The 13,966-nt window shown below is 43.3% G+C and carries 13 protein-coding genes and 1 tRNA gene; 5 read left to right on the top strand and 9 right to left on the bottom strand.

The window, feature by feature from the left end; genetic code table 11:
- Positions 1 to 2: 2 nt before the first annotated feature.
- The 4 genes from AC4IFT_RS18570 to orn all read right to left on the bottom strand — a co-directional run bounded on the left by AC4IFT_RS18570 (position 3) and on the right by orn (position 1,653).
- Positions 3 to 75: transfer RNA gene (locus AC4IFT_RS18570), tRNA-Gly, on the bottom strand.
- 246 nt (positions 76 to 321) lie between these two features.
- Positions 322 to 723: a type II toxin-antitoxin system tRNA(fMet)-specific endonuclease VapC gene (gene vapC / locus AC4IFT_RS18565; RefSeq protein WP_490737429.1), complete on the bottom strand. Its 402-nt coding sequence runs from the start codon at positions 721 to 723 to the stop codon at positions 322 to 324.
- Positions 716 to 958 carry a type II toxin-antitoxin system VapB family antitoxin gene (vapB, locus tag AC4IFT_RS18560; RefSeq protein ID WP_490752229.1) on the bottom strand — a complete coding sequence of 81 codons (243 nt, stop codon included), beginning with the start codon at positions 956 to 958 and terminating at the stop codon, positions 716 to 718. Before vapB ends, vapC begins: the two co-directional genes overlap by 8 nt.
- 149 nt (positions 959 to 1,107) lie before the next feature.
- The gene (gene orn / locus AC4IFT_RS18555; RefSeq protein ID WP_353244543.1) at positions 1,108 to 1,653 is read right to left on the bottom strand and encodes an oligoribonuclease; all 546 of its coding nucleotides are present in this window, start codon (positions 1,651 to 1,653) and stop codon (positions 1,108 to 1,110) included.
- 104 nt (positions 1,654 to 1,757) lie between these two features.
- Between orn and rsgA the strand changes: the two genes are divergently transcribed.
- The 4 genes from rsgA to AC4IFT_RS18535 all read left to right on the top strand — a co-directional run bounded on the left by rsgA (position 1,758) and on the right by AC4IFT_RS18535 (position 7,602).
- On the top strand, positions 1,758 to 2,810 hold the full coding sequence (gene rsgA / locus AC4IFT_RS18550; RefSeq protein WP_490737426.1) for a small ribosomal subunit biogenesis GTPase RsgA: 1,053 nt from the start codon (positions 1,758 to 1,760) through the stop codon (positions 2,808 to 2,810).
- Positions 2,811 to 2,992: 182 nt separating this feature from the next.
- A complete protein-coding gene (asd, locus tag AC4IFT_RS18545; protein ID WP_490752227.1) occupies positions 2,993 to 3,889 on the top strand; it encodes an archaetidylserine decarboxylase in 897 nt (298 codons plus the stop codon).
- Between the two features lie 33 nt (positions 3,890 to 3,922).
- Positions 3,923 to 7,264 (top strand): miniconductance mechanosensitive channel MscM, encoded by a 3,342-nt coding sequence (mscM, locus tag AC4IFT_RS18540; protein ID WP_490737423.1) that lies wholly within the window; start codon positions 3,923 to 3,925, stop codon positions 7,262 to 7,264.
- 8 nt (positions 7,265 to 7,272) lie between these two features.
- A complete protein-coding gene (locus AC4IFT_RS18535; RefSeq protein WP_490752225.1) occupies positions 7,273 to 7,602 on the top strand; it encodes a hypothetical protein in 330 nt (109 codons plus the stop codon).
- Between the two features lie 11 nt (positions 7,603 to 7,613).
- On the opposite strand, the gene AC4IFT_RS18530 is transcribed toward AC4IFT_RS18535, so the two are convergent.
- The 5 genes from AC4IFT_RS18530 to pldA form a co-directional block, all read right to left on the bottom strand.
- Entirely contained in the window at positions 7,614 to 8,417 is an 804-nt protein-coding gene (locus tag AC4IFT_RS18530; RefSeq protein ID WP_490737419.1) for a tetratricopeptide repeat protein, read from the bottom strand.
- Positions 8,418 to 8,667: 250 nt separating this feature from the next.
- Positions 8,668 to 9,477, bottom strand: a complete 810-nt coding sequence (yigL, locus tag AC4IFT_RS18525) for a sugar/pyridoxal phosphate phosphatase YigL (protein WP_490752224.1) — start codon at positions 9,475 to 9,477, stop codon at positions 8,668 to 8,670.
- A 13-nt stretch (positions 9,478 to 9,490) separates the two neighbouring features.
- Positions 9,491 to 10,486 carry a lysophospholipase L2 gene (gene pldB, locus AC4IFT_RS18520; RefSeq protein ID WP_490737415.1) on the bottom strand — a complete coding sequence of 332 codons (996 nt, stop codon included), beginning with the start codon at positions 10,484 to 10,486 and terminating at the stop codon, positions 9,491 to 9,493.
- A gap of 19 nt (positions 10,487 to 10,505) precedes the next feature.
- Positions 10,506 to 12,332 (bottom strand): ATP-dependent DNA helicase RecQ, encoded by a 1,827-nt coding sequence (gene recQ, locus AC4IFT_RS18515; RefSeq protein ID WP_490737413.1) that lies wholly within the window; start codon positions 12,330 to 12,332, stop codon positions 10,506 to 10,508.
- A 111-nt stretch (positions 12,333 to 12,443) separates the two neighbouring features.
- Positions 12,444 to 13,337, bottom strand: coding sequence for a phospholipase A (pldA, locus tag AC4IFT_RS18510; protein ID WP_490737411.1), 894 nt, complete (start codon positions 13,335 to 13,337; stop codon positions 12,444 to 12,446).
- Between the two features lie 156 nt (positions 13,338 to 13,493).
- Between pldA and AC4IFT_RS18505 the strand changes: the two genes are divergently transcribed.
- On the top strand, positions 13,494 to 13,964 hold the full coding sequence (locus AC4IFT_RS18505; protein ID WP_353244553.1) for a thioesterase family protein: 471 nt from the start codon (positions 13,494 to 13,496) through the stop codon (positions 13,962 to 13,964).
- Positions 13,965 to 13,966 lie beyond the last annotated feature (2 nt).

Raw genomic sequence — 13,966 nt, 5'->3', positions numbered from 1 at the left:
GGAGCGGGAAACGAGACTCGAACTCGCGACCCCGACCTTGGCAAGGTCGTGCTCTACCAACTGAGCTATTCCCGCATACCATTTCTGGATGTTTTCCGTGCCGACGCTATTACAAAAACTTCATCGGTACGGGGAGCGCATTATACGAAAAATTCAGAGACTAGCAAGCCTTTGCGCTCAAAATTTTTATTTTTTTGTTCGTTTGCCGACAAAGTAGTCACAATGGTGATTTTATCAACAAACGTTGTAAAAATTTGATTTCAATACATTAACATTGATAACTTTTTAAATTTAGATGGGTATACAATAATAATTAACCGCTTACTTAACCCAATCTTCCAACCTTAAGCCATCAACTCCCTCAAACTCTCTGGTATTATTTGTCACCACAATCAAACCTTTACTTCTTGCATGAGCAGCAATATGTAAGTCATTTTCGCCAATTCGTCGGCCTTGTCTTTCAAGAGATGCTCTTATATCTCCATAATGAAAAGCGGCTAAATCATCGTAAGGTAAAACCATTAACCGAGAAATAAAATCACTCACTACCGCAAGGTTTTTAGCGGGATTCATACTTTTCTCCGCTCCAAAAACAAGTTCAGCTAACGTTATACTTGATATCGCTAGCTGGCTTGCATACTGATTAAACTTAGGTAATAAGGATTCTGGACGGCGCTTTATCGTAAAAATAACAATATTTGTATCAAGTAAATATTTAATCATCAAACGATTCTCTTTGTGTTGGAACCTGCTCTGCTCGTGATGATAAGAAATCATCGGTTATTGCAGGTTCAGACAAAAAGAAGCTATCCCATGAATTTTGAACAGGTGTAATTATTCGTTCTTTGCCTTTCGCTCTGACAATGACTTCCTTCACATCATCAGGAAAACGTAATTCAGCGGGTAAGCGAACATTTTGGGTACGATTACTCATAAAAACTTTACCATGCTGGATCATATGAGCCTCCTCAACCAATGCAATATAGCATAAGTATATAGCAGTCTTTTTATTGTTGCAATATTGAGCAGTAAAGGCAAATTTTCAATACTTTTTATATTAAACACAAAAAAACCGCCTCAAGGGCGGCATCTTCGCTAATTCAACATCTATTCTTTGATAAATGTTTCTCGATAATAAGCCAGTTCAGCGACTGATTCGCGAATATCATCAAGCGCTTGATGGGTATTTTTCTTCGAAAAACCCGTTAAAATTTCAGGCTTCCAACGGCGAGCAAGTTCTTTTAATGTGCTCACATCTAAATAACGATAATGAAAATAGCTTTCTAATTCAGGCATATAGTTAAATAAGAAGCGTCTATCTTGCCCAACACTATTACCACAAATTGGCGATGCACCTTTAGGTACCCACTTTTCGAGGAATTCAATCGTGGCTAGTTCTGCTTCACGTTCGCTTACGGCGCTTTTACGCACACGCTCCACTAAACCGCTGCCTGTATGTGTATTCACATTCCATTCATCCATCAGAGCCAGTTGCTCATCCGTCTGATGTACTGCAATCACAGGACCTTCTGCTAAAATATTAAGATGGCTATCTGTTACAATGGTCGCAATTTCAATAATGCGATCACGAACGGGATCGAGGCCGGTCATTTCTAAATCGATCCAAATTAAATTATTCTCATTCTTTTGCATGATATACCCTAACTGCATTCTGTGAAGTTAAGGTATGATATCACTCTTCATGCCTTAATGCGTGAGTGATATTCCAACGACAGCCAATAGCGAAGAGAGGACTGGTGGCTAAACAGAAACTTTCGAAAGGCCAACAGCGCCGAGTTCAAGAAAATCATCAAAAAAGACTAAAAAAGCAAAAAACAGTCGAAATTGATGATAGCCAATTAGGTGAAGCACAAGAGGGCTTAGTGATTAGCCGCTTTGGGCAACATGCTGATATTGAAGCGAACGACGGCTCTATTCAACGCTGTAATTTGCGCAGAACCATTTCATCCCTTGTTACAGGGGATAAAGTGGTGTGGCGCCCTGCCTTGAATACACAAGCAGATATCAAGGTTAATGGCATTGTCGAAGCTGTTCATGAACGCCACTCGGTACTTACACGCCCTGATTACTACGATGGTTTAAAACCAATCGCTGCAAATATCGACCAAATTGTCGTCGTTTCCGCGATTTTGCCAGAACTTTCGCTTAATATTATCGACCGTTATCTTGTCGCCTGCGAAACAATCGGTATTCAACCCATTATCGTCCTTAACAAAGTTGACCTACTCGATGACGAAAACCGTGAGTGGGTGAGCGATTTAATGACCATTTACAGTGAAATTGGCTACCAAGTGTTAGAAGTTTCCAGCCATACTAATGAGGGAATGGAAGCACTTACTAACGCGCTAGCAGGTAAAGTTTCAGTGTTTGTTGGGCAGTCTGGTGTCGGTAAATCCAGTTTGCTCAATGCATTGCTCCCGCATAACGAAGAAGCCATTTTAGTTAACGACGTTTCCGATAACTCAGGTCTGGGGCAACATACCACGACCACAGCCCGCTTATACCACTTCCCACTCGGTGGCGATGTGATTGACTCCCCTGGTGTTCGTGAATTTGGTTTGTGGCATTTAACCACGGAACAAGTGACGAAAGGATTTGTCGAATTTAAAGCTTACCTTGGCGGTTGTAAATTCCGTGACTGTAAACATTTAGATGATCCAGGTTGTCTGTTACGTGAAGCCGTAGAAACAGACAAAATTGCAGCATCGCGCTTTGAAAATTACCATCGCATCCTTGAAAGCATGGAACAAGTGAAGCCGCGCGGCAATTTCACCGGAAAAGAGAAATAAAGTTAGTAAGTACTTACAATTTTATTACTCAATTCTTTGCTCTAATTGACGCTAATTTGCACTAAATAGTTCAAGCTGTCGCTGGATGATAACCCCATAATGCGACAGTTTGAAATACAACGAATAAACTGTGTACAATAGCGGCCTTTTCGCTAACATACCTTTAAAAATCAGAGGTTAACGTGCTAGATAAATTTAAAATCCGCTTGCAATATATGCTTCCAAAACAATGTCTTACTGAATTTGCGGGCTGGTTTGCAAGTCGGAACGCTGGGTTTATGACGCAATGGGCAATTAAGCTGTTTGCTAAAGCCTATAAAGTGAATATGAATGAAGCGCAAAAAAGCGAACTCACTGCGTATGCAACCTTTAATGACTTCTTTATTCGTCTGCTTAAAGAAGACGCTCGCCCGATTGTTGAAAAAGACAACCAATTGGCACAGCCAGCAGATGGTGCTGTGAGCCAATTAGGCCCTATCAATGAAGACCAAATTTTCCAAGCTAAAGGCCATAACTATACCGTTGAAGCCTTACTTGCGGGTCAATATCAATTAGCAGAACGTTTTCGTGGTGGTGAGTTTATTACCACTTACCTGTCGCCAAGTGACTATCACCGTGTTCACATGCCATGTGATGGCTTGCTGAAAGAGATGATTTATGTTCCGGGTGATTTATTTTCTGTAAATCCATTAACGGCACAAAACGTTCCAAACCTGTTTGCACGCAATGAGCGCTTAATTTGTGTCTTTGAGACTCCTGTAGGTCTTATGGTGCAAATTTTAGTCGGTGCCACCATTGTGGGTAGCATTGAAACGGTATGGAGTGGCTGTGTAAATACCAGCCGTGAAGGCGTTATCAAGCGTTGGGTTTACCCTGAATTAGATTCTGAAGGCGCAGTATTCCTGAAAAAAGGTGAAGAAATGGGGCTGTTTAAATTAGGCTCCACGGTGATTAACTTGTTTGAACCAAATAAAGTCACCTTTAACTCATCACTGATCCCAGGTTATGCAACACGTATGGGGGAACTGCTTGCCGAGACGGTTTCCGTTGAGACTCACAACGAATCTGTCGGCGTTTAATTTACGGTTATGTCTTTGAAGGAGCTCCTCACTGTGCGTTTGATTATCAGTTTTGTACTTAGCTTGTTAATCGCTTTTTCTTCTGTTGCGGCGCCCACAGCATCGCAGGATGAAGCACAGATTAAGCAGGAGCTCAAACAGCTCGAATCGAGCACTAACCCGAAAGACGCCGAAATTGCTCAGGCATTACAAGGGGCGCTGAATTGGATGAGCGAAACCCGCGATTCCGATGCCAAGGCAAAGTCTTACCAAGAAGCCATTGACAATTTTCCTAAAATTATCAAAGAAATACGCCAAAAATTACTCAATGAAAGTGATGATCCAAACCCTATTCCTGTTGGGATTAATTTAGGTGAACTTGAGCAGCGTATAATCCAGTTGAGCAGCCAGCTATTGGACCAAAGCCGCTTAACGCAGCAAGAGCAAGATAAAGGCCGTGAAATCAGTGAGTCATTGAGTATATTGCCTCAACAGTTATCTGAAGCAAGGCGCTTACTCACCGAAGCAACGTCCCGTTTTCAATCCCTCAGTGCGCCTTCAACACCATTATCTGATGCCCAATATACCTTGGCTCAAGCCGAAGTAAGTGCTCGCAAGTCTACGGTAAATGAACTGGAAATGGCGCAGCTTTCTGCCAATAACCGCCAAGAAATATCACGCCTAACCTTAGAGTTGTATAAAAAGCGCTATCAACGCATGGAGCTTGAACTGCAAAACCTGCGTGATTTCCAAAACACTCAGCGCCAACAAAAAGCGATTTTGGCACTTGAGCACACGGAAATGTTGGCGGCACAAGGGGAGCTAACCCCCTTCTTAACCGAAGAATTAGATATTAACCGCAAAATGTCTCAAGAGCTGACTCAGCAAGCTCAGCGCATGAGTGCGATTAATACTAGTCAAACCGAAATGTCCACCAGCATTCGCGATGCTCGCCAAGCACTGACCACGATCCGCGAACAAGCTCAGTGGATTAGCAGCTCAAGCACGCTTGGGGAAGCCTTAAGAACGCAATTATCGCGCTTACCAGATATTCCCAAAAGCCAGCAGCTTGACCGCGAAATGGCAGATTTACGTGTTCAGCGTTTAAATTATGAAGATGCTCTTGATAGATTAGGTAAAATTGATACCACCGAGCAAGAAGCAGAGCACGCGCTTAACCCCGCGCAAGTTCAAGTCTATCAATCGCTGATCAAAACGCGCCGAGAACTGTTAACGTCGTTGATTTCAGGCCTTGATGCTGAGATGTTGGAGCTCACGAAACTCAACGTGGCGACGGGGCAATTAACAGATGCACTCAAAGAAGTTAAAGATGCATCAAACCGTTATCTATTTTGGGTGGCAGATGTGCCCCCTATCAGTATCAATTACCCTGTTTTATTAGTCACGGATATTACGCAATTACTCTCTTTGGACACCCTCTCCCAAGTGGCGGGTGCGCTGAATGTGATGCTGACCACGCAAGATACCTTTTTGTATCTGTTGGGCTCCATCATATTGGTTATCTTCAGCGTGAGCACACGCAAGCATTATCAAGCATTCTTAGATCGCTCCAGCTTGCGGATTGGTAAAGTCACCCAAGACCGTTTTTATCTTACTGTTCGAACCATTTTCTGGTCAATTATCGTTGCCTTACCATTACCGATGATGTGGTCTGCGATTGGTTATGGGCTGCAAAGTGCATGGCAATATCCAATGGCAGCCGCGATTGGGTACGGGGTTAGTGCGACGACGCCGTTACTGTGGCTGTTTATGATCAGTGAGACGTTCTCTCGCCCAACAGGTTTATTTATTGCCCATTTTGGCTGGGATAAAGACGCCGTAAAACGAGCGATGCGTTATTACCGCATGGCGATATTTGTTATCGTCCCATTGGTCATGTCAATTATTACTTTCGAACACTATAGCGACCGTGAATTCGCGGCTAGCGTGGGTCGTTTCTGCTTTATTCTCCTCTGTGTGGCTCTAAGCTTAATTACCAATAACTTACGCCGCTCTCAAATTCCACTTTATTTGGATAGACACAGTTCGGGGGATAATGTTGTTAATAAAGGCCTGTGGTGGATGATCCTGCTTGCCCCAATTGTGGCGGCATTCTTCTCAATCCTCGGCTATTTCTCAACATCACAAGCATTACTTGCCCGCTTAGAAACCTCTGTAGCGATTTGGTTTGTGATTTTAATTGTCTATCACACCATTCGCCGTTGGATGTCAATGCAGCGCCGTAAATTAGCCTTTGAACGGGCAAAACAGCGCCGTGCTGAAATTCTTGCACAACGGGCAAAAGGTGAAGACGATAACGCGCAATCAAGCGGCAGTAGCGAAGGGAATATTGATATCGAGGAACAAGTTATCGACCTCGACACCATCAGTACCCAATCCGTTGGCTTAGTGCGCTCGATTTTAACTATGATAGCCTTAGTTTCCTTGATTTGGCTGTGGTCTGAATTGCATACAGCGTTTTCTTTCCTTGAAAACATTCGCCTCTGGGATGTGACATCCACCATCAATGGTGTGGACACCGTACAGCCAATTACGATGGGCTCCATTTTTATTGCGATTTTAACCATTATTGTCACTGCACAGTTGGTTCGAAACCTGCCCGCGCTGCTTGAATTAGCCGTATTGCAGCATTTAGACTTAACCCCGGGCACAGGCTACGCTATCAGTACACTGACGAAATACACCATTACGATTATTGGTACCATTGTTGGTTTCTCAATGTTGGGTATCGAGTGGTCGAAACTGCAATGGCTGGTTGCTGCAATGGGGGTTGGGCTTGGTTTCGGTTTACAAGAGATCTTCGCCAATATTATTTCCGGTTTGATGATCCTGTTCGAAAAACCTATACGTATCGGCGATACCGTCACTATTCGTAACTTAACGGGCAGTATCACGAAGATCAACACGCGTGCAACGACCTTAACTGACTGGGATAGAAAAGAAATTATTGTACCAAATAAGGCCTTTATCACTGAGCAATTTATTAACTGGTCGCTCTCTGACACTGTTACTCGTATTGTAATGACGATCCCTGCCCCCTCTGATGCGAACAGTGAGCTTGTTACCAATACGATTTTACGAGCCGCAAAACGCTCCACGATGATCTTAGATAATCCAGCTCCTGAAGTTTATCTGGTTGATTTACAACAAGGTATTCAAATATTTGAATTACGGGTGTATGCGGCAGAAATGGGTCACCGTTTGCCGGCTCGCCATGAGATTCACCAAAACATCTTGGCGTCCTTCGCAGAACAAGGTATCACTCTGCCATTCCCTCCATTCCAAGCGAGAGTAGATGTGCGCGATAACTCGCTGCAAAGTGCAACGAACAATCTTTCTGCGCGAAATCCTTCACGTAAATCGGGTGAGCTGTAGGCTGTATCATGGCACAGCGTTTAAGCGATAAAGACGAAGAGATTCTATTGCGAGTCACCCAACTCGAACGAGTTGGGTCGATTTTATTCTTTTTGATCCCATTAATTATCTTACTCATCGTTGGGAAAGCATTTGCCTTCAATACGCTCTATCTCTGGCAAGCCTATTGTCTGGTGTATATAGGGGTATTTCGAATCATTGCCGCCAAGCTTTCATCTAAGCCATTGCAATTAGAGATCCGACGAGGATGGGGGTATAACCGTTTTTATCGGCTGAGCTGGTGCTACCTTGTACTGTCAATCATCGTGCTGGCGGGAGCCCAGCTGTTCTCCCGCTAGAGCACTATAATTTAGCTATCTTTGTGCCCGTAGGATTTGATATACCCTTCCGCCAGCTTTTGCGCTTGCTCCATTTCAGTTGGGTCTAATTGGGCCGCGATTTTCTCTTGTAGGCGATGGCTTTCCGCATTACCACTATACACAGCAGTTGATAGCCACGCATAGGCTTGTAATAAGTTTTTCTTCACACCACGCCCTTCAGAATACATCACTCCGAGGCGGTCTTGGGATTTAGCATCTTGCTGTTTTGCCGCTTTACGGAACCAAAACACGGCTTTTTCATCATCTAAATCAACACCACTGCCAATTGAATACATTTGACCAATATGGAATTGAGCGATAACATTTCCGCCTTGTGCCGCCTTTCTAAACCAAAATGCGGCTTTTTCTAAATTCTGAGTCACGCCAAGGCCTTGTGCATACATCATTGCCATATTAGTTTCTGCACGAGTATCGCCGTTGTCTGCCGCTTGTTCATACCACAGCATCGCTTTGTCATAGTCTCGGCGAACACCAAAACCATTCACAAACATGGTACCTAGCCTAAATTGGGCATCAGAGTTACCTTGGTTTCCTGCCTTAATAAACCACTCGGCAGCAATTTTAGAGTCTTGGGAAACACCTTGGCCTTTAAAATAACGTTCACCCAGTTGAAATTGAGCGGTTGGGTCACCTTTTTGCGCTAACTGTGTGATTTGCTCCAGGGTCGGCTGTTGCGTTGATGAAGCCGCTGTCGGTGCGACGACAGGTTTAGCGGTTAAGATAGAACTAAAGCAAACTGAACCCAACAACAGTGCTAACGCAACTTTTTTCATCCTAAGAAACCCTCAACAGTGCAATCTGCTAACTGTGAACACAGCGCTATCCATTAATATCGACTCGAACACCCATTCCCCTAGTGTAAATTCAGTTTAAGTGAGAAAAAATAGGAAAATTGACCTAAATTTCATAAAAAGCACATTTCGTTGCATTACACGTCAGTCATCCACATTTTCAACCCAGCGATAAAAAAAAGCCAGACAAACATTGAGTCTATCTGGCTTATTTATCTTATAAAACCGATTGTTACTTATTCAGGTATTGGTGCCTTAAATAACGCGCAACGGCATCATCCGCATTTGAACCAATAACTTCCATTTTCGGTAAAGCATCTTTAAGCAACTGGTGGGCATTTTGCATAATGCAGCCTTTTCCTGCTACAGTTAGCATCTCTTTGTCATTCATGCCATCACCAAACGCAATACTGTCATTGGCCATCAAACCATGTAACGCAGCCACTTGTTTAAGGGCTTCTCCCTTAGAAACCGCCCCCGCCATCACTTCTAAGCAACTACGTAGTGAAAAAGTGACATTCACCCGGTCTTGCCAACGATTTTGGATGCGTTGCTGTAAATCCACCAGCAGGTCGTGATCCTCACTGGTGAAATAGACTTTGCACACTTCCGATGTCACGAAATCATGGCGATCAAATAGTTGATAATTAAAGACCGACTCTTTAAAAAACTCTTTTTGCTCAGGGCTTTCACGGTTAATAAACCAATCATCACCATGATAGTAATTCGTGATAAGTTCCGGATTATCAAACTCCATCAAGCAAAGCTCATGGGCAATTTCAGGATCCACATTATGTTCAAAAATTAAATCCCCTTGGGTATTATGGATCCTTGCCCCATTAGAGGTAATCATATAGGCATCAATACCTAACCCATCACGGATTTGTGCAACATCCACATGATGGCGACCCGTTGCAAACACGAAACGTACATCTTGTGTTGCCACGAGTTGTTTTAAAGTGTCTTTGGTATAAGACGTTAAATCATGGTTGGGCGATAATAATGTCCCATCCAAATCGGAAGCCACTAACGGATATTTCATATTCGAACCCTAACTAATACTGGTCAAAAAAATCACAGATAGCATTGAGCGCCATTGCTCTTAACGCATCCACTTCAAATAGGATTTCGTGGTGAGCCCCTTCGATGATGAGGGGTAATTTTTCTTCTCGTCCTATTTGCGCTTTTTGCCGACTTTGACAAAAAGCTTGTAGCTCTTTATTGCTGACCACTTTTTCTTCACTTGCTTCTAACACCATCAGTGGTACATCAATTTCTCCCGCTTTCGCAATCAGCTCATCACCAATCGCAAAACTTTCGCGTAACCAGTGGTAGGTTGGGCCACCGAGTCGCAATTCTGGGTAATCCGCATAGTAACGCAGATAGCGCCGATAACGCTCTGAACTATGGGTTAATACGTTGATTAAATACGGTAAAGGCTGCCACTTGCCCGTTGATGCTGCATAATCATTACGCACGCTTTCACGTGATTCTGCTCTATCGACGATAAAGCTCGCCATCCAACGTGGCATCGGCAAATTAATGCCAATCATTGGTGCACACAATGTTGCTGCATCAAAGGTCACATTATCACGCAGTAGATAACCCGCTAAAATCGCACTCCCCATTGAGTGGGCTAGTGCATAACATTTAGGATAGTGACGATACTTAACTTCTAATTCAATAAACTGTTCAAAATCATCAATATAGTCAGTGAATTTTTCGACATGGCCTTTTTGGGGATCCGCTAACATGCGCCCCGATCGCCCTTGCCCGCGATGATCAAGAATAAAAACATCATAGCCTAAATGATAAAAATCATACGCCACTTCAGGGTATTTCACGTAACTTTCACTGCGACCCGGCGAAATGACTATGGCTTTATGATGCTTTGGATGAATAAAACGAACATAGTGAATAGTGATATCATCAACGCCCTGAAAACTCAGCTCTTCACGGCGCTGCCAAAAGTCTAAAAGTGGGCCATTGGCAAAAGCTGAAAACTGTGTTTCCCGAGTTAACCAGCGCTTTTTTAGGCTTTCAGGCATCATCCTACTGTTCCTTATTTATTCATTCATAACCTTCAAGGTGGTCTCGGATGAGAGTCATAAATGACTCGCCAAAACGCTCAAGTTTGCGCTCACCAACGCCATTGATTAACAGTAATTCGGCGGATGTTGTCGGGACATGCTCTGCCATTTCAATTAATGTGGCGTCATTAAACACCACAAATGGTGGGATATTGTCCTCATCCGCTATCGATTTACGTAATTTCCGCAGTTTGGCAAACAGCTTCTTATCATAATTGCCATGGTAAACTTTGTTTTGTTGATTACGGCTTTTTGTAACTAAAACACGCGGCACAGCAAGCTGTAACGCAGATTCCCCGCGTAAAATAGGCCTTGCCGCTTCAGTTAGTTGTAGCGCGGAAAAATGAGTAATATTTTGGGTGATCATCCCTAAGTGGATCAATTGACGGATCACACTTATCCAATGTTCATTACTTTGATCTTTACCAATGCCGTAAACCGGTAATTTATCATGGCCTAAATCACGAATGCGTTGGTTATTCGCCCCGCGCAGTACTTCAACAATATAGCCGATACCAAAGCGCTGACCAACACGATAAATACAAGAAAGCGCTTTTTGAGCATCAATTAACCCATCGTATTGTTTCGGAGGATCTAAACAGATGTCGCAATTCCCGCAAGGCTGCTGGCGATTTTCGCCAAAATAATTGAGCAACACCAAGCGACGACAAGTTTGTGCTTCCGCAAAGGCAGCAATGGCATTAAGTTTATGCCGCTCAATATCCTGCTGCATGCCTGCGGGTTTTTCTTCAAGGCAACGACGCAACCACGCCATATCCGCCGGGTCATAAAATAAAACCGCTTCAGCTTCAACACCATCACGCCCTGCTCGCCCTGTTTCTTGGTAATAGGCTTCGATATTACGAGGGATATCAAAGTGCGCCACGAAACGAACGTTTGATTTGTTGATCCCCATACCAAACGCCACAGTCGCGACCACAATTTGCAAGTTATCTTTCAAGAAAGCATCTTGCACCCACTCACGCTGTTGGCTATCGAGCCCTGCATGGTATGCCGCGACACTCAAACCCCGCTTTTGTAAGCGTTCAGCGGTCTCTTCTACTTTGCTGCGACTATTGCAATACACAATGCCTGCTTTGCCTTTTTGGCCTTTAATAAAAAACCAAAGTTGGTCCAATGGCTTATATTTTTCGACGAGTGTGTAACGGATATTAGGTCTATCAAAGCTACTGATATGAACGAGCGGTTCGTGGAGTTCCAATAAACGAATAATATCGGTTCGAGTTGTTTCATCGGCTGTCGCTGTTAGCGCCATAACAGGCACGTTAGGCAACGCTTGGCGCAACTGCCCTAATGCGCGATATTCAGGCCGAAAATCATGCCCCCATTGGGAAATACAGTGGGCTTCATCCACCGCTAATAACGTGATGTCCCAGCTGGAGAGCTGATTGAGAAAATACTCCGTTAATAGCCGCTCAGGAGCAACATACAGCAATTTAATCTCACCATTGCTACATAACTCCATAATTTGGCGCTGCTCTAACGGCGTTTGTGATGAGTTTAAACACGCCGCGTTCACGCCATGCAAACGCAATTGGTCAACTTGGTCTTTCATCAAAGAAATGAGCGGAGAAACCACCAACGTCACACCTTGCTTCACCAATGCAGGCACTTGGTAGCACAAGGATTTTCCGCCGCCTGTTGGCATTAATACTAAACAGTCTCGGTTATCTAAAATAGCCCCGATAACCGCATCTTGGCCGGGACGGAATGACTGATAACCAAACGTGCTATTCAGTACGTTTTCAGCCAGTGAAAGTTGGTTAATGACACAAGCAGTGGACACAAACTTCCTCAATCTCTAAAACAAGTCGCTGCCCATTTGAGCAGCGAAGTTGTTGATTTATGACACGGCGATTTAGCCTTGTCAGATAATATCGGGGCGATGGGGTCTAAACTACATCATATCGTTTAGCATAACACCAATACCAAAACGTGTTTGGCGATAATTGTAGTCTATCATTGACTCGCCATAACCGCTAAACAACTGGGTATAAAATCGCACATGTTGGCTAATTGGATAACTCCAACCTAACTCTGCACCACCATAACCCGTATTCCAATTATAGCGACCCGTGGTTGTAAAGACACTGTCCCCCAGTGCATAACCAACTTTTACGCGATAATACCCCATGTATTTTGTGATATCCGAGTTATCATCACTGCCTTCGCTTTCATGAATGCGATACCACGGTTTGAGGTCAACCTGCCAATTGCCATTTTGCGCCATGGCCCGTGCATAAATACGGTTCCAACTGCGGGATGTAGGGTCAGAGCGGCCATTGGATTCATGGTTAAACCCTGTTTCAAACTCACGTAAAGTCCAACCTGCAAATTGATAATCCGTTAGCCAGCCAACAAACACTTGAGGTTCGTAATTGGTTTCCCGAAAAGGAGAGGATTCTTTTTTATTGCTAAGCTGCCACCAAGAGCGCTGGGTATACGAAACCGCTAAAATAGAATCATCTCCTGCGATACCCGCCCAAAGTGGAAATGCCAAGCTTAATTGAAATTTAACTTCATCCTTTAACGCATCGTCACCCCAGTTATAACTGGAAATCGCGTTTTTATTCATTGAGGAGGTATAGGTATAAATAATGTAATTAGATTCGTATGGATACAAAACAAACGGATTATCGTAATTTTGCAATAAGCCAGAAATAATACTGCCACGAATTGGCGTGTTATCTTTTATATTCTGTTCGGTTTGAACATCCGTATTTTCAGTGGCAAACAGTGAAGCAGACCAAAAGCAGAGCACTGCACTTATCAACATCGGTAAAGCGCGCATTAGCCATTCCTATTTTCATCATCATAAAAATAAAGTTTGTCCTATTTTACACACAAAACGCGACCACTGTTGAAAGATTATTCATACGTTTGTTAGAGACATATTTAATACATAATGTTAACTTTCTATTTACATATTATTTAAGGGATGAAACCGATGAATGACCGCACTTATACTTTAGAAGAAGCCAGTGAGTTAATGAGCCACGCATTTATCTATAAAATGCCGTTTAATCAGCTACTCGGCATTAAACTGGCACATATTAATGACGATTTTGTTCAACTCACCATTGAAAATCGCCAAGAATTAATCGGCAATTTTACGCAAAATATCCTACATGGTGGCGTGATTGCTTCTATTTTGGATGTTGCTGGGGGTATGGTGTGTATTAATCGAATTTTACAGCGAATTAACCCGCTCACTCATTCTGAAATTGTCGATAAAATGTCACGAATGGGCACCATTGATTTACGTGTCGATTATTTACGGCCAGGTCGTGGAGAGCTATTTACAGCGAGTGCAAGCTTACTGCGAGATGGTAATAAGATTGCCGTCACACGTTGTGAACTACATAATGAAAATAATCAACATATTGCAACAGCAACAGCGACTTATCTTGTAGGATAAAC

It is taken from the genome of Providencia sp. UF-183, from assembly GCF_058246155.1.
The sequence above is the reverse complement of the archived record's forward strand: the minus strand, read 5'-3'. Positions and strand labels throughout refer to the sequence as shown.